The sequence below is a fragment of the Haloimpatiens myeolchijeotgali genome (genome assembly GCF_042688525.2).
Taxonomy (GTDB): domain Bacteria; phylum Bacillota; class Clostridia; order Clostridiales; family Clostridiaceae; genus Haloimpatiens.
In genome coordinates this window covers 434183-451387 of record NZ_JBHWAB010000001.1, presented here as the reverse complement: position 1 = coordinate 451387, position 17205 = coordinate 434183, and the positions used below count along the sequence as shown (strand labels likewise).

The 17205-nt window shown below is 29.8% G+C and carries 16 protein-coding genes; all 16 read right to left on the bottom strand.

What is annotated here, in order from left to right:
- Positions 1-160: 160 nt before the first annotated feature.
- The 16 genes from glmS to cdaA all read right to left on the bottom strand — a co-directional run bounded on the left by glmS (position 161) and on the right by cdaA (position 17172).
- Positions 161-1990 (bottom strand): glutamine--fructose-6-phosphate transaminase (isomerizing), encoded by a 1830-nt coding sequence (gene glmS, locus ACFIJ5_RS02340; RefSeq protein ID WP_379809508.1) that lies wholly within the window; start codon positions 1988-1990, stop codon positions 161-163.
- 374 nt (positions 1991-2364) lie between these two features.
- Positions 2365-3282 (bottom strand): UTP--glucose-1-phosphate uridylyltransferase GalU, encoded by a 918-nt coding sequence (gene galU, locus ACFIJ5_RS02335; RefSeq protein WP_379803321.1) that lies wholly within the window; start codon positions 3280-3282, stop codon positions 2365-2367.
- Positions 3283-3482: 200 nt separating this feature from the next.
- A complete protein-coding gene (gene glmM / locus ACFIJ5_RS02330) occupies positions 3483-4832 on the bottom strand; it encodes a phosphoglucosamine mutase (protein WP_379803318.1) in 1350 nt (449 codons plus the stop codon).
- Between the two features lie 199 nt (positions 4833-5031).
- Complete coding sequence (locus ACFIJ5_RS02325; protein ID WP_379803315.1) at positions 5032-5394, bottom strand: DUF2089 domain-containing protein; 363 nt, start codon at positions 5392-5394, stop codon at positions 5032-5034.
- Between the two features lie 241 nt (positions 5395-5635).
- Positions 5636-6370: a polymer-forming cytoskeletal protein gene (locus ACFIJ5_RS02320; RefSeq protein WP_379803312.1), complete on the bottom strand. Its 735-nt coding sequence runs from the start codon at positions 6368-6370 to the stop codon at positions 5636-5638.
- A 352-nt stretch (positions 6371-6722) separates the two neighbouring features.
- Complete coding sequence (locus ACFIJ5_RS02315; protein ID WP_379803310.1) at positions 6723-7250, bottom strand: 2-oxoacid:acceptor oxidoreductase family protein; 528 nt, start codon at positions 7248-7250, stop codon at positions 6723-6725.
- A 1-nt stretch (position 7251) separates the two neighbouring features.
- Positions 7252-8001: a thiamine pyrophosphate-dependent enzyme gene (locus ACFIJ5_RS02310; protein WP_379803308.1), complete on the bottom strand. Its 750-nt coding sequence runs from the start codon at positions 7999-8001 to the stop codon at positions 7252-7254.
- Positions 8001-9071 carry a 3-methyl-2-oxobutanoate dehydrogenase subunit VorB gene (locus ACFIJ5_RS02305; RefSeq protein ID WP_379803305.1) on the bottom strand — a complete coding sequence of 357 codons (1071 nt, stop codon included), beginning with the start codon at positions 9069-9071 and terminating at the stop codon, positions 8001-8003. The genes ACFIJ5_RS02310 and ACFIJ5_RS02305 overlap by 1 nt, the downstream gene beginning before the upstream one ends.
- 18 nt (positions 9072-9089) lie before the next feature.
- On the bottom strand, positions 9090-9299 hold the full coding sequence (locus ACFIJ5_RS02300) for a 4Fe-4S binding protein (protein WP_379803303.1): 210 nt from the start codon (positions 9297-9299) through the stop codon (positions 9090-9092).
- Positions 9300-9403: 104 nt separating this feature from the next.
- Positions 9404-10066, bottom strand: a complete 663-nt coding sequence (locus ACFIJ5_RS02295) for a nucleotide-binding protein (RefSeq protein ID WP_379803301.1) — start codon at positions 10064-10066, stop codon at positions 9404-9406.
- 214 nt (positions 10067-10280) lie between these two features.
- Complete coding sequence (gene buk, locus ACFIJ5_RS02290) at positions 10281-11348, bottom strand: butyrate kinase (protein WP_379803299.1); 1068 nt, start codon at positions 11346-11348, stop codon at positions 10281-10283.
- 48 nt (positions 11349-11396) lie between these two features.
- Positions 11397-12308, bottom strand: coding sequence for a phosphate butyryltransferase (ptb, locus tag ACFIJ5_RS02285; RefSeq protein WP_379803297.1), 912 nt, complete (start codon positions 12306-12308; stop codon positions 11397-11399).
- Positions 12301-13395 carry a butyrate kinase gene (gene buk, locus ACFIJ5_RS02280; protein ID WP_379803295.1) on the bottom strand — a complete coding sequence of 365 codons (1095 nt, stop codon included), beginning with the start codon at positions 13393-13395 and terminating at the stop codon, positions 12301-12303. Before buk (ACFIJ5_RS02280) ends, ptb begins: the two co-directional genes overlap by 8 nt.
- 138 nt (positions 13396-13533) lie before the next feature.
- On the bottom strand, positions 13534-15135 hold the full coding sequence (locus ACFIJ5_RS02275) for an NAD(P)/FAD-dependent oxidoreductase (protein ID WP_379803293.1): 1602 nt from the start codon (positions 15133-15135) through the stop codon (positions 13534-13536).
- Entirely contained in the window at positions 15116-16357 is a 1242-nt protein-coding gene (locus tag ACFIJ5_RS02270; protein WP_379803291.1) for a CdaR family protein, read from the bottom strand. The genes ACFIJ5_RS02275 and ACFIJ5_RS02270 overlap by 20 nt, the downstream gene beginning before the upstream one ends.
- Positions 16330-17172 (bottom strand): diadenylate cyclase CdaA, encoded by an 843-nt coding sequence (gene cdaA / locus ACFIJ5_RS02265; protein WP_379803289.1) that lies wholly within the window; start codon positions 17170-17172, stop codon positions 16330-16332. Before cdaA ends, ACFIJ5_RS02270 begins: the two co-directional genes overlap by 28 nt.
- Positions 17173-17205: the final 33 nt, after the last annotated feature.

Below are 17205 nucleotides of genomic sequence, written 5' to 3'. Positions count from 1 at the left end.
ATAACCTAATGTTTTTATTATTTTATCACTTATTCTATTTGAGCTGTGTTATTTCCTCTATTTCATAATTCATTTTATTAAAAAAATCCACAGTTTCATCTTTACGTAAAATGAAACTGTGGATAATTATCTTAATTAAATTTTATTCCTACTCTGCTTACTATTCAACTGTAACAGATTTAGCAAGATTTCTTGGTTTATCAACATCGCAACCTTTAGCTATTGCTGTATAGTATGAAAGAAGTTGAAGAGGTATTACTGAAAGTACTGGTGCTAGTACTTCTAATGTTCTTGGTATATATCTAGCTACATCAACTGTTTTTTCTATTTCATTGTGTCCTTCCATTGCAAAAGCTAATACATTAGCTCCTCTTGTTTTAACTTCTTTTATGTTACTTACCATTTTTTCAAATAAAACTTCTTGAGTAGCTAAAGCTATTACTACTGTTCCATCTTCTATAAGAGCTATTGGACCATGTTTAAGTTCTCCTGCAGCATATGCTTCTGAGTGAATGTATGATATTTCTTTTAATTTTAATGATCCTTCCATTGCTACTGCATAGTCAAGACCTCTTCCTAAGAAGAACATATCTCTGTGCATATAGTTGTTTGCTGCAAATTTTTCAACTACAACTTTTGTTTCTAAAACTTTTTCTGCTTTTTCTGGAAGAAGTAACATTTCTTCTTTTATCTCTTCTATTTCTTCATTTGATAATGTTCCTTTATTTTCAGCAAAGAATAATGCTATTATATACATTGCTATTAATTGAGTTACATAAGCTTTTGTTGAAGCAACAGCTATTTCTGGTCCAGCCCAAGTATATAATACATCGTCTGCTTCTCTTGAAATTGAACTTCCAACAACATTTGTAACTGCTATAACTCTAGCCTTTTGTCTTTTAGCTTCTCTAAGAGCTGCTAAAGTATCAGCTGTTTCTCCTGATTGACTTACAACTATCATTAAAGTTTTTTCATTTATAATTGGATTTCTATATCTAAATTCTGATGCTACCTCTACTTCAACTGGTATTCTAGCTAATTTTTCTATTGCATATTTTCCGATTACTCCTGCATGATATGCAGTACCACATGCAACTATATATATTTTATCAATATTTTTTATTTGCTCTTGTGTTATTGTTATATCATCTAGTTTTATTTTTTCATTTTTTACTATTCTAGAAGTCATTGTATCTCTTATAGCTTTTGGCTGTTCATGAATTTCTTTTAGCATAAAATGCTCATATCCACCTTTTTCAGCAGCATTTGCATCCCAAGTTACATGGAATACATCTTTATTTATTTCTCTTCCTACTGTATCTAAAAGAGTAACTCCTTTTTCATCTATAACTACAAATTCTTTATCTTCAAGTAAATATACGTCTCTTGTATGATTTAATACAGCTGGTATATCTGATGCTATAAAATATTCATCTTTACCAAGACCAACTATTAAAGGACTATCTTTTCTTACAGCTACTAGTTTTCCTGGTTCATAAGTAGATACTACTCCTATAGCATAACTTCCTTCCATCTTAGTAACTGCTTTCATTACAGCTTCTACAATATCTCCATTGTAAAAATAATCAACTAAATGAGGTATTACTTCTGTGTCTGTCTCAGATTTAAAAGTATATCCTTCTGAAGTAAGCCATTCTCTTAATTTCATGTAATTTTCTATTATACCGTTATGAACAACAGCTATTGTTCCTTTTTCATTAGTATGAGGATGTGAATTTACATCAGATGGCTCTCCGTGAGTTGCCCATCTTGTATGTCCAATACCTACAGTTCCGTGTATAGGATTTTCTTTTAATTTTTCTTCTAAATTTGCAAGTCTACCTTTGCATTTTGTAACATTCATTAATCCTTCATCATTTAAAATAGCAACTCCTGCTGAATCATATCCTCTATATTCTAGTTTACTTAATCCATCTACTAATATTGATGAAGCTTGATTTTTACCTAAATATCCAACTATTCCACACATTCTATATAACCTACCTTTCAATATCTATAAATATTTTTGTAGGCTTTTAGTACGTAATTAATGTTGTAACAGAAATCGCTTCCTGATTTTATTAATCTTTAACGGTAGTACCATACCGTGGGGCATCCGCCGAATATTCGATACTCCCCATCCTCGTCAACTTAAATAAAATCTATAATTCTTTAAGTCCTGGCGCTTTATAAAATTTAAAATTCTATCCTCCTTCAAAAAAAATAAAAGCCTCACTTTATTATATTCAAACAATTTTGCTTGGTCAATATAAAAATACTCTTTAAAGTCAAAAAAACATGCATAATGATATCATTTACGCATGTTTTTACAAAATATTCACATATCAATATACTTATATATACTTATATTTCATTTTTATCCATAATAACTTGATCATATAATTTTCTATAATTTTCATTCTCTTGTACATTTATAAGATATTTCATAAAAGGTTCCTTTAACTTTTCTCTTTTTAATGCAAATTCCACAGTAGCCTGTAAAAAACCTAGTTTATCACCAACATCATATCTTCTTCCTTCAAAAATATATGCATACATTGCTTCTTCCCTAGCTAATGTTTTCAATGCATCTGTAAGTTGTATTTCTCCTCCTTTACCTGGTTTAGTATTTTGTAGTATTGGAAATATCCTTGGATTTATTATATATCTTCCTAATATAGCAATATTAGAAGGACTTTCTTCTTTCCGTGGTTTTTCTATTAAATCTTTAACTTTATAAACTCCATCTTCTATGTGCATTCCTTTTACTATTCCATATTTTGATACATCATCATAAGGTACTTCTTGTACTCCAAGTATAGAAGTTTTATATTCATTATAACAATTTATTAGTTGTTTAAGACAAGGCGTTTTACTATCAACAACATCATCTCCAAGCATAACTGCAAACGGTTCATCTCCAACAAAAGTTTTTGCACAATTTATAGCATGCCCTAATCCTCTTGGTTCCTTTTGTCTTATGTAATATATATTAACCATATTACTTATTTTTTTAACCATATTTAACATATCTTGCTTATCTTTTTTCTCTAATTCGCTTTCTAGTTCCACTGATTTATCAAAATGATCTTCAATAGCTCTTTTATTACGCCCTGTAATTATCAATATTTCCTCAATTCCTGAAGCTACAGCTTCTTCAATTATATATTGAATAGTAGGTTTATCTACTATGGGAAGCATTTCTTTTGGTTGTGCTTTTGTAGCTGGTAAAAATCTTGTACCTAATCCCGCTGCTGGAATTATAGCCTTTTTTACTTTCACTTTCTTCTCCCCTTTCTACTTCAAACATATGCTATTATCATTTATTTCTGCCCATACATTTATATTTTAAGTAAATATCAGGTTTTTATTCAAAAATACTAAAAGCAAAGTAAAAATCATAAATTTCCTTAACAATAAAAAAAACATAACTAGTCTTATCCATATCATAAGACTAGTTATGTTTTAATCTAAACTTTATTTTATTGATTTGCTTTATTTTCTATAAGTTTCGCAAGGTTATGAGCCAATTCATCTAGTTCACTTTGATCTTTTCCTTCAAGCATAACCCTAACAAGTGGCTCTGTTCCAGATGGTCTTATAAGAACTTTTCCACATCCGTCTAATTTATTTTCAATTTCTTTTATTTTTGTAATTATTTCTTCGTCTTCTAAATATATAGACTTCTTATCATTTGGTACCTTAGCATTTGCTAAAATTTGTGGTAATTCACTCATTATAGATACAAGCTCTGAAAATTTCTTTCCACTTTCTTTAATTACTCTTGAAATCTGCAAACCAGTTACAATACCGTCACCTGTTGTATTGTAATCTAAGAATATTATATGTCCTGATTGTTCTCCACCTAATTTATAATCTTCTTTTAACATTTGTTCTAAAACATATCTGTCTCCTACTTTAGTCTTTACAGTAGATACATTTATTTCTTTTAATGCTATATCTAAACCTAAATTACTCATAACTGTTACAACTACTACATCTTTGTTTAATTTACCCTTTTCTTTTAGGTATTTACCACATATAGCCATTATAAAATCTCCATTAACGAGATTTCCTTTTTCATCTATTGCAAGACATCTATCTGCATCTCCATCAAAAGCAAGTCCAAAATCGCATCCTTTTCTTACTACATAATCCATAAGTTCCTCTGGATGAGTTGACCCACAATTTTTGTTTATGTTTATTCCATCAGGGTCATTATTGATAACTACAACTTCAGCACCTAACTTTCTAAACGTTTGAACTGCAGCTTTATAAGATGCACCATTTGCACAATCAAGAGCTATTTTTAAGCCTTTAAGATCACAATCTATTGTTGATTCTGCAAATTCCATATAATCTTCTAATGCTGATTCTTCTATAATTTTTCTACCTAATTTTTCACCTGTAGGTGATGGTACATTTTTAAAATTATTTTCTATAGTGCCTTGAATCTTATCTTCTAAATCATCACTTAATTTGTATCCACATTTATTAAAAAACTTGATTCCATTGTATTCCACTGGATTGTGTGATGCCGAAATCATAACTCCTGCATCTGCATTATATTCTCTAGTTAAGTATGCTATTGCTGGTGTTGGGACTACCCCTACACATATAGCTTCAGCTCCTACAGACAGTATTCCTGATACTAAAGCAGATTCAAGCATGTCTCCTGATATTCTAGTATCCATTCCAACCAAAATTTTAGGTTTATGTGTACCTTCTGTTAAAACATGAGCTCCAGCTCTACCCAATTTATATGCTAATTCTGAAGTAAGTTCACTATTGGCAATACCTCTTACACCGTCTGTTCCAAACATTCTACCCATTAAAATTCCTCCACTCTAAGTAAAAAATATACACATAGTTTTATTATATTATAATTACTATTTTATAACAACATTAATATTGTAGGATTGTTCCAAAATATACCCAACAATACTACAAAATCACAAAATATAAGTATATATTTTCCATATATTGAATGATAAAAAAATAAAATTCCATGATACATTGGTTCATGGAATTTTATTCTTTTATCATTTCTAATGCTTCATCTGGAGTTATCGTACCTTGCTCAACCATCTCCAATATTTTCTTCTTATCATTCTTAGAGTTTTTATCTACAGTATACCCTAATGCTGAAATTGCATCATCTAATTTAGCCCTTACTGTAGGATAGGAAACTCCTAATTCTTTTTCTACATCTTTAATATTTCCTCTACATTTTACAAATACTTTTATGAAATTTAACTGATCTTTTTTTAAATATGCAAATTTTGATAATTCGAACTCATTTTGTATTATTGTTCCACATTTTTTGCATTCTAACCTTGTGACCTCTAAATTAGAATTACATACAGGACACCTACTTATAACTCTACGAGACACATGCTCACTCCTCTCAATCTTTCGTACCTCAATATCTCTTATCTATAAATTATAATTGTTTTACTTACTATTTTCAAGTATTATATTAATATATTTAATGTTAATGTTAATATTTAAAATTTATAGATTAATATATTTTATTTACAAGCTTGTAAATATTAATATATTAAATTTTTATGTAAAAAATGTTCAATTCAACTTATACCAATCCACAACTAAAATTTCCAATAATAAAATATACTTACATATTGGAAAATTCAATTTTCTTTTTTTCATTAACTTTTGATTTATCATCTATTTTAATTTCCTCAGTATATTCCACTACTTCAATTTCACATTTTTCTCCAATAATAACTTTCTTACCTCTAACTATGTTAGCTACTGTATTTTCAAGAAATATATTATCTCCTTCTATAGTATCAGTCACTAATTTGCCACAATGATCACCAAATAAATTAAACAAATTAAATCCAAAATTTTTTCCATTACGTATATCTATATTTTTTCCACCTATTTCTCTTACCGTACATTTTCCACCTATTTGTACATCTATGTTTTCTGCATTCAAAAGCCCCTCTATCTTAAATCCACCACTACCACAAAAATCTTCTGATTCACAATCTTTTCCTATACTTACTCCTCCAGAAATAGATACTTTTTCTGCTTTTAAATCTTGTCCTATTTTAGCAGATCCTGATATAGAAATTTCTTTAGTAGTAATATTTCCAGCGATACGTGAAGACCCTGATACCCTTATTTCTTTTGCCTGTAAATTTCCGTGTACTCTACATGATCCACTTGCCTTAAAAAGGTCAGTTTTTACATTTCCCTCTATCCTAGATGAACCACTAGTTTTTAATTCTACACATTCTATATCTCCCGTTACCTTCCCTGAACCTGATATATGCACTTCATTATATTTTCCACCATTTACTGTACCTGAACCTGAAATTCTTAAATTTTTACCTTCCCCCATCATATTTCCCCCTTATGTGTTATCTTTTCTTATTTATTCCTATATTATGTGTTATCTTTTCTTATTTATTCCTATATATGGAATTAGAAAAGTTTAAACTTCCACTGATATAATGAAAATTAAGAATAATATTATATTTATATAAATTATTTTACCATATATATTAGATATAAACCACACTGGCTATATCATATTAATATTCTCTAATCATATTGTTATGACTAAAATTTTTATGATACATTGGACAAAGGCACATATTGCATAAAAAACCTTTCACTTCGTCAAGAAATTATAAATTTATAACGAAAAAGGCATAAGTTTAAAACAACTTATGCCTTAAGATTCATATAAATTATTTAGCGTACTGAGCACCTATTTCTAATGCCTTTTTATTTGACTCATAGAACTTTTCTTTACCATGAGCTTTTAGTGAAGCTAATAACTCATCCATTGAAACAATTTTTGTTTTTTCAACAAGTGCACCTAATAAAACCATATTAGCAATTTTTTTACTACCTATTTTTTCTGCTTCAGTTTGAGCTGGAATTTTTATAACTTCAATATCATCTCTTTCTATTTCTCTATTTACAAGGTCACAATCCATTATTAAAAGACCGCCTTTTACAATTTGTTTTTCAAATTTATCTAAAGAAGGTCTGTTCATAACTACAAGAGCAGTTGGATCTGTAACGATAGGAGAACCTACTGGATCTTCTGATAATATTACAGAACAGTTTGCTGTACCTCCACGCATTTCTGGTCCATAAGATGGAAGCCATGAAACATTCAAATCACAATCCATACCTGCATAAGCTAAAAATTTTCCCATTGAAAGAATACCTTGTCCTCCAAAACCAGCAAATATAATTTCTTGTGCCATATTATTTCACCTCCTCAGTTGTATCTTTTTTTACTCCAAGTGGATAATATGGTATCATATTTTCTCTTAACCAATTCATAGCTTCTTGAGGTGATAATCCCCAGTTAGTTGGACAAATTGATAATACTTCAATTAGTGAGAATCCTTTTCCTGCTAATTGATTTTCAAATGCTTTTTTAATAGCTTTTTTAGCCTTTATTACATTACCTACACTATCAACTGATACTCTTTCAACATAACAAGCTCCAGTTAAAGTAGATAGCATTTCTGATACTCTAACAGGATATCCTGCAAGTTTAGTATCTCTTCCATAAGGAGTAGTTTCAGTTACTTGACCAGGCAATGTTGTTGGAGCCATTTGTCCTCCTGTCATACCATAAATACAGTTATTTACAAAAACAGTTACTATGTTTTCTCCTCTTGTTGCAGCATGAACAATTTCAGCAGTTCCTATTGCAGCTAAGTCACCATCTCCTTGATATGTGAAAACAACTTTATCTGGATTTGTTCTTTTTATTCCTGTTGCAACAGCTGGTGCTCTACCATGTGCTGCTTCAAACATATCACAGGCAAAATAGTCATATGCAAGAACTGAACATCCTACAGGTGCTACCCCTATAGTCTTGTCCACAATTCCAAGTTCATCAATAACTTCAGCTACTAATCTATGAATAATTCCATGTGTACATCCTGGACAATAATGTGTAGGTACATCTAATAAAGCTTTTGGTGGTTGAAATACAACAGCCATTATTTTACACCCCCTACAATTTCTTTAATCTTATTCAATATATCTTCTGGATGTGGAACCATACCACCAGTTCTTCCATAGAAATATACTGGTTTTCTTCCATTTGAAGCAAGTCTTACATCCTCAACCATTTGACCACAACTCATTTCTACTGAAATATATCCACATTTAGTGTGATCTATAGTTTTTTCAAATGCTTCAGTAGGATATGGCCATAATGTTATTGGTCTTATAAGTCCTATATTCAATCCTTCTTCTTTAGCCATCTTAATAACATTCTTACATATTCTTGATGTAGTTCCATATGCTACGATTATTAAATCTTTTTCACCTTCACAATTATATAATTCATATCTAACTTCATTCTTTTCTATTTCTTTATATTTATCAACAAGTTTAAAATTATGTTTTTCCAAATCTTCAGGTTTTAAATATAGTGAATTTATTACATTATGTTCTTTTCTATCTCCAAGGCTATTTGCTGCCCAAGTTTTTTCTGGCAATTCTTTTTTTGGTCTTTCTTTAAATTCTACTGGTTCCATCATTTGACCAAGCATTCCATCTCCCATTATCATACATGGATTTCTATATGTGTCTGCTACATCAAATGCATCTTGAATTAAATCTACCATTTCTTGTATTGATGATGGTGCAAATACTGGCATTTTAAAATCACCATGTGCTCCACCTTTAGTTGCTTGGAAATAATCTGATTGTGCTGGTTGAATACTTCCAAGTCCTGGGCCTCCTCTTACAATGTTTATAATAACACAAGGAAGTTCTGCACCTGCTATATAAGAAATTCCTTCTGATTTTAAACTTATTCCAGGACTACTTGAAGATGTCATACATCTTACGCCTGTACCAGCAGCTCCATATACCATATTTATAGCAGCTACTTCACTTTCTGCTTGCAAAAATACTCTTCCTATTTTAGGCATCTTTCTTGACATATAAGCAGCCACTTCTGTTTGAGGCGTTATTGGATAACCAAAGAAAGCTTTACAATTAGCTCTAATAGCAGCTTCGCCAATAGCTTCATTACCTTTCATTAAAACTTTTTCACCCATTGTTTTACCCCCTTATCATTATTTTTCTACTGTTATTACACAATCAGGACACATTCTTGCACAGGATGCACATCCTATGCACTCTTTCATTTTTTCTTCTGTAACAATAGCTGGATGATATCCTTTTATATTTAATTTGTCTGAAAAACTAATTATTCCCTTTGGGCAAGCTTCAACACAGTGACCACAGCCTTTACATCTATCTTCTCTAAAAGTTACCTTTGGCATAAATTTTACCTCCTTATTTTTTTATTGAAAATTCATAGACAACATTTTTAATAATGGTAATACTATGAACTTTCTGAATTTTTATTTTAAAAAAAATTTTCTTACTATCTCCATGGTGGTTTCATAAAGATGTCTATTCCATAAACATCTACACTAACCTCACTTTTAATTTTATCTACTAAATCTCTCCTACATACTAAGTATTTATAAGGAATATTTATTTTCTTAGATAATGCATGTACTTCTTTATGTCCTTTTAAAACATCTTCAATTTTAGTTTCATAAGACATGTTTGTATTTGATACTAACTCTGTAACTTTAAGTCTACTTGCTCTTTCTATGGAATGTATATATTCTTCTGTGCCTTTAGCATCTTTTGTAAATGGTCTATTATTATTTACGACAAAATGCATTGAATATCCTTCTTTTTTGAAATATTTATTGAATTGTCCTAACGCAACTGCACCTTGTTCGTCACCACCTACATCAATTATAACTTCTCCTTCATCTTGACTAAATATGGACATTACTTCTGGTGTAACCACCATTAATTCTGCATTTACATAGTCAGGATTAGATGCTATAACCTTTATTCCATAGCTCTCTAGCTCATCCTTTAACCCCCTAACACAAAAATAAGGATTAACTATATCAATGTCAACTATAGTAACTTTCTTTCCTTTCTTTGCTAAATCTATTGCTTTATTTATAGCTATTTCTGTTTTTCCACTACCGAAATGACCTGCAAAAATTTTTATATTACTCATTTCCATCACCAGCTCACTTTGCAAGAATTATTTTCTTCAATATTTTCTGAATTTTTCATCTTCTACACTTAATACTTTACACTTTTTTGATTACGTTTACAATATATTTAATGCACTAAATACCACATTGTGTTTTAAATATATAAGAAAGACTTAAAAATTATACCCAATTTCTAAGTCTTTCTATTTTTTTCAACATAAGTTATATTTTATTTTAATATACTTTTGCTTCTTCTTCTCCTTTTAGTACTCTAAGTCCACCTTGTGTTAATGCAAGAAGTTCATCTTCACCTGGATATACAACTACTGATGATATAAATTCTACTCTTTCTTTTATAGCTTGCTGCATAACTTTACTGTAAGCTATTCCACCAGTTAATATTATTGCATCTACTTTACCACATAAAACTGCAGCACATTTTCCAATTTCTTTAGCTACTTGATATGCCATAGCATTAAATATCAATTTGCATTTTTCATCTCCAGCTTCAGCTTTTTCTATAACTTCTTTGGCATTATTTGTTCCAAGATATGCCACTATTCCACCTTTACCATTTATTTTCTTCTTAATTTCTTCAATTGTGTATTTTCCACTATAACACATTTTTACTAAGTCACCTATTGGAACTCCACCAGATCTTTCTGGAGAAAATGGACCTTCACCATCAAGTGCGTTGTTAACATCAACTATTTTTCCATTTTTATGCGCACCAACAGAAACTCCACCACCCATATGAGCAACTATTAAGTTAACATCTTCGTATTTCTTATTGTTTTCTTTTGCATATCTTTTTGCAACTGCTTTTTGATTTAATGCATGGAAAATACTCTTTCTTTCTATTTCTGGCATACCTGATACTCTAGCAACATCTTCTAGTTCATCTACAACAACAGGGTCAACTATAAATGCTGGTATATTAAGTGGTTTAGCAATTTCATTTGCTAATATTCCTCCAAGGTTTGATGCGTGTTGTCCTTGAACACCTACTTTTAGATCTTCTAACATTGAAGAATTAACTTTGTATGTACCTCCTTCAATAGGTTTTAAAAGTCCGCCTCTACCTACTATAGCGTCTAAATCTTTTATATCAAAATTTTTCTCTTTTAATACATTTAATATTACTTCTTTTCTAAAATCTAATTGTTCAAATATTGAACCATATTTTCCTATTTCTTCTGCTGAATGTCTTAATGTTTCCTCTAATATTTGTTTTTCATCTTCATATACACCTATTTTTGTTGACGTAGAACCTGGATTAATTATTAATAACTTAAAAGCCATATTACAAACCTCCTATAATTTAATAAAAACTTTATTTACGAATTTAATTTATTTACGAAGAAGTTCAGCTACAAGTGCAGCAAGTGCTATTGAATTAAGTTTTGTCTCTTCACTGTCCGCTCTTGAAGTTAAAACAACTGGTGCTGCTGTTCCAACTAAAAGTCCTCCATTTTTAGAGTTTGTAGTATATGTTAAAGTTTTATACATTACATTTGCTGCTTCAATATTTGGAAGAACAACTATATCAGCTTTTCCTGCTACTGGTCCAGTCACTTTTTTGTGTTTTGCAGATTCTTCAGATATAGCATTATCAAGTGCTAAAGGTCCATCTACTACGCAACCTTTTATTTGTCCTCTATCACTCATTTTAGCAAGTGTTGCTGCGTCTAATGTTGCTGGCATATTAGGATTTACTACTTCAACTGCACATATTGGAGCAACTTTTGGACACTCTAAACCAACAGCATGAGCAACTTTAACTGAATTATTTATTATATCAACTTTTTCTTTAAGTTCAGGATACATATTAAATGCTGCATCTGTTAAGAATAATAATCTATCAAATCCAGGTATTTCAAATACTGAAACATGAGACATTAATTTTCCAGTTCTAAGACCTACTTGTTTATTTAATACTGCTCTTAAGAAATTTGCAGTATCTATAAGTCCTTTCATAACCATATCTGCTTTACCAGTTGAAACTAATTCAACTGCTTTTAATGCTGCTTTTCTTGGATCTTTTTCATCAACTATTGTGTAATCTTCCATCTTCATGCCTATTTTTAATCCAATTGATAATATTTCTTCTTTGTTACCTACAAGTATAGCATCTGCAATTCCATTTTCTTTTGCATTTTTTACTGCTTCAAGTACAGGCTTGTCCTGAGCTACTGCTACTGATAAAACCTTAGTATCTATATCTTTTGCTTTTTGTAAAACTTCTGAAAAACTCTTAATCATTTATATGCACCTCATTTTCATATATTTTTGCTTTTTCTTTGCCATTTATAACTCTTAGCGCTCCTTGTGCTAGTGCTAACATTTCATCTTCACCAGGCACTAACTCAACCGGAGCAATGAATTCAACTCTTTCTTTTATCCAGTTTGTTATTTTTTTATCATATGCTATTCCACCAGTTAATATAATAGCATCAATCTTTCCATTTAATACTACAGCCATAGAACCTATTTCTTTTGCAATTTGATAAGCCATAGCGCTAAATATAAGTTCTGCCCTTTTATCTCCATTTTCTATCATCTTATCAACATTTCTAGCATCATTAGTACCTAAATATCCAACTAATCCACCTTCACCAATTAGTTTTCTCTTTAACTCTCTTTGTGTATACTTACCACTAAAAGCTATTTTTACAATATCCCCTACTGGAAGTCCTGCAGCCCTTTCTGGTGAAAAAGGACCTGATTCATTAGCATTATTACAATCTAATATTCTGCCATTTTTTACTGAAGCTATTGATATTCCTCCTCCGAGGTGACAAACTACAAATGTACTGTCTTCAAATGACTTATTAATTTTTTTACATACTTTTCTTGTAACTGCTTTAATATTTAAGGCATGTACCAATGATCTTCTTGATATTTCAGGTATTCCTGAAACTCTTGCTTCATCAATAAATTCATCTACAGCTACAGGATCTACAATAAATGATTTAGTTCCTGATTTACATGCAATTTCATGTGCTATAATTCCCCCTAAATTCGATGCATGTTGACCTTGAACTCCTAATTTTAAATCTTGAAGCATTTTTTCTGTTACTTCATAAGTTCCCCCTGGCATTGATCTTAACAATCCTCCACGTGCTACTACTCCTATTAAATTGTTCAACTCTACACTGTTTTCTTTTAGCCAATTAAGTATTCCCTCTGTTCTCATGTCCTTTTGATCATATATTTTTTCAAACTTTTTTATTTCTTGAGAATCATGAGATAAACTTTGTGTCAAAATACAATCTTCATTGTTAAAAAGAGCTATTTTAGTCGATGTTGACCCTGGATTGATAACCAATAAATACTTTTTATTCTCCATATGCATATCCTCCATATAAATATATTAAAACTTATATTTAAATTTTTTAGCATATTTAAAAAAAGATTATTAATATTTTAACAAACCCCTCTTATATTTTAACAAATTTTTTAATCAAAACACTATTTTTCAGAAAATTCAATATTTTGGTGTATATTCTTTCATTATACTTTCTGCTACTTTAAGTCCATCTACTGCTGCTGATACTATTCCTCCTGCATAACCTGCTCCTTCACCAGCTGGATATAATCCTTTTATGGATATACTTTGAAGCTTTTCATTTCTCTCAATTCTAACTGGAGCAGATGTTCTAGTTTCAATACCTGTCAAAATAGCATCCTTAGATCCAAATCCCCTTATTTTTTTATCAAAATTAACAAATCCTTCTTTTAATGTTTCTATAACATAACTAGGTAAGCATTCTTTAAGATTGACAAATTTATATCCTGGTCTATAAGTGGGTTTTATACTACCAAATTTTTTTGATATTTCATCTTTCATAAAATCTCCTAATAATTGTATAGGTGCTTTATAACCTCCACCACCTACTTTATAGGCTAAACTTTCATAATGTCTTTGAAATTCCATTCCCATCAATGGACTACTTCCTTGAAAATCATCCTTTCCTACAGATACAACTATAGCTGCATTTGCATTTGTTTTATCCCTTTTATGATAACTCATTCCATTAGTAACAAGTCTTTCATTTTCTGAAGCTGCAGCAACAACCTCTCCTCCAGGACACATACAAAAGCTATATACAGACCTATTTGAGTTTTTACTAGTATAAGTAAGTCTGTAATCAGCAGCTTTAAGTCTTGGGTGATTAGCAAATTTTCCATACTGATTTTCATTTATCATTTGTTGTAAATGTTCTACTCTTACTCCTATAGCAAAAGGTTTTGGAGTCATAAAAACACCTTTATTACACAACATTTCATATGTATCTCTGGAACTATGGCCTATTGCTAATATTAAATTTTCACAAGGTATCTCACCTTTATCTACTGTTACTGATATTATATTTCCGTTTTTTATAATTATATCTTCAACAAAACTATTAAATCTAACTTCTCCACCAAGTTCTATTATCCTTTTTCTTATGTTTTTTACTACCACCTTTAAAACATCTGTTCCTATATGTGGTTTACCCTTATATATAATTTCTTCTGGTGCTCCAAACTTAACTAATTTTTCTAATATATAATCACATCTAGAATCTTTTATTCTAGTAGTAAGTTTACCATCTGAAAAAGATCCTGCTCCACCTTCTCCAAATTGTACATTTGAATTTAAATTTAATACTCCTGTTTTCCAAAATTTTTCTACAGATTTAGTCCTGTTATCTACATCTTGACCTCTTTCTAAAATCAAAGGCTTATAACCTTTTTCCGCCATAATAAGACCAGCAAACATTCCTGCTGGTCCCATTCCAACGATAATTGGTCTGTTACTCATTTTCTTAGTTCCGTATTCAAAAACGCCATCATATTTTACTTTTTCAATTCTTACATTGTTATCATTTGCCTTTGCTACAATTTTAGATTCATCATCACAAATAAGTTCTACAGTATAATTAAATCTTATTGTATTTTTTCTTCTTGCATCTATAGATTCTCTTAATATTTTGAATTCTTTAATATCACTCTCTTTTATTTTTAGTTTCTTTGCTGCCCTTTTTTTTAAGAGTGAAATATCATCATTTATATCTAAATTTATATTATTGATTTTTATTGGCATCAGTCTCTTCCACTTCCTTTTTCTTTATTGTTACCTTAATCTTTTGTGGATTACTAGATATCATTTTTATTCCTGTTGGTAATTTTATATTTACAGGAACATCGTAGTTTCCATCTTTTAATAAATTCAAATCCACATTACATTCTATATTTTTCTCTGATAAATTATCCATCTCAGATTTTTCACCTGAAACAATTAGTGAAACTTTATCAGATTTTAATACTGCTTCATATTCTTCTGATAAATTATTTATTTTTATATTTAATGATATATTTTTCTTAATATACTCTCCAAATATCACTTTGACTTTTACTTTGCTTATTTCATTAACAATCTTAACATTTTCTGGTATTTTTAAAGGAATCTCCACTATATTTCCACTTGTTATATTTGATAAATCTAATTTCTCCGTCCATATCTTACTTATACCTTTTACTATCTCTGGATCACCTAAAATTTTTATCTTATCAGGTTCAATTAATATACTTTTTACTACTATATTTTTAACCCTACTTTCATTAGTATCAACATGTACTGATACAGTCTTTGTTTGGTATACTGGTATTTTAACCTTCACATATTTAGGATCCACTTTTACATGTTCCACCACTCTATCAGTCTTATCTACTGGTTTAGCAAAGTAAGTACCTTCTATATTTTGTGATTGATTGCTTAAATCTATATCTACTTTAGCATAACTTACAGAATTTACATATCTTTCTGGTCCACTTACCAAAATATTTTTAGGACTAACTACTGTTTCAGAACCAATGAAACCTTCTTTAGTTTCTCCTACAGTTTTAACTTTTACAGGTACATTTTTTTCCACTAAATCATCTAACTCAACTTTAATCCATAAATTTTCTGGATTTATTATAGTAATATTTTGGGGATACTGTTTTATTTCAATTGGAATTCTTATTTTGCCTTTCTTCAAAGCAAAATCATTCATATCAGCTACTACCTTAAACTGATTTTGTTTTAATGCATATATTTCATTAGCAGCGCCTTTAACCGTAATATTAACAGTATAATTTTGATTCGGCACTTCTACCAAATTAAGTCTAGATAGTACATCTTTATTTACAAGTGAGACTTTTACATTTTTTATAACTGTTGTCTTTATAGGATTTTCAACATTAGAAATATACAGCCACAATCCAAAAGCAGCTATTAAACAACATATCTTTATTATTAAATCCTTTTTTCTGGTTTTATCCATGACTTCACCTTCTCTTTAAGGGTAATACTCTTATGTTTTCTGTACTGCATAATTTTAATTAATATATCTTTTAATTTATCTCCATCATAATTTCTAGTCAATTTTCCATTTACAGCTAAGGATATAACCCCTGTTTCTTCAGATACAACAATAACTAACGCATCTGAGATTTCAGATATTCCTAAAGCTGCTCTATGTCTTGTTCCTAATTTTTTATTTAAATTCTTATTATCAGTTAATGGCAAAACGCATGCTGAAGCGATTATTCTATCATTTCTTATTATTGTAGCTCCATCATGTAATGGAGTATTAACAACAAATATATTCTCTAAAATTGCTGAACTTATCCTTGAATCTAATATTATTCCAGAATTAATTATTTCTCCTAATCCAGTACTCTGTTCTATAACTATCAAAGCACCTGTTTTACTGTATGCTAAATTTTCCACAGCATTTATAATTTCTGTAATAACTTTATCCATAGTTTCATCATCTTCTATAATATGTTTATCAAATGCGCTTCTTCCAATATGCTCTAAGGCTCTTCTTAATTCAGGTTGAAATATAATTACTATAATAAATACACCTATTGGCAATGTTTTATTTAAAATCCAATAAAGCATATCTAAATGCAAAATGTAACTAATAGGAATCAATAAAAAAATCAATATTATTCCTTTTAAGAGTTGTTCAGCTCTTGTTTCCTTTATTAAATCATAAATTTTGTAAAAAATATATGCTACTACAAGTATATCTAGTATTGAAAATAAATTAATATTTTTTATCGTATTTATTATAAGATTAATTTCTCCCACTGAATTCACTCTCCATTCTAATCCTTATTTACA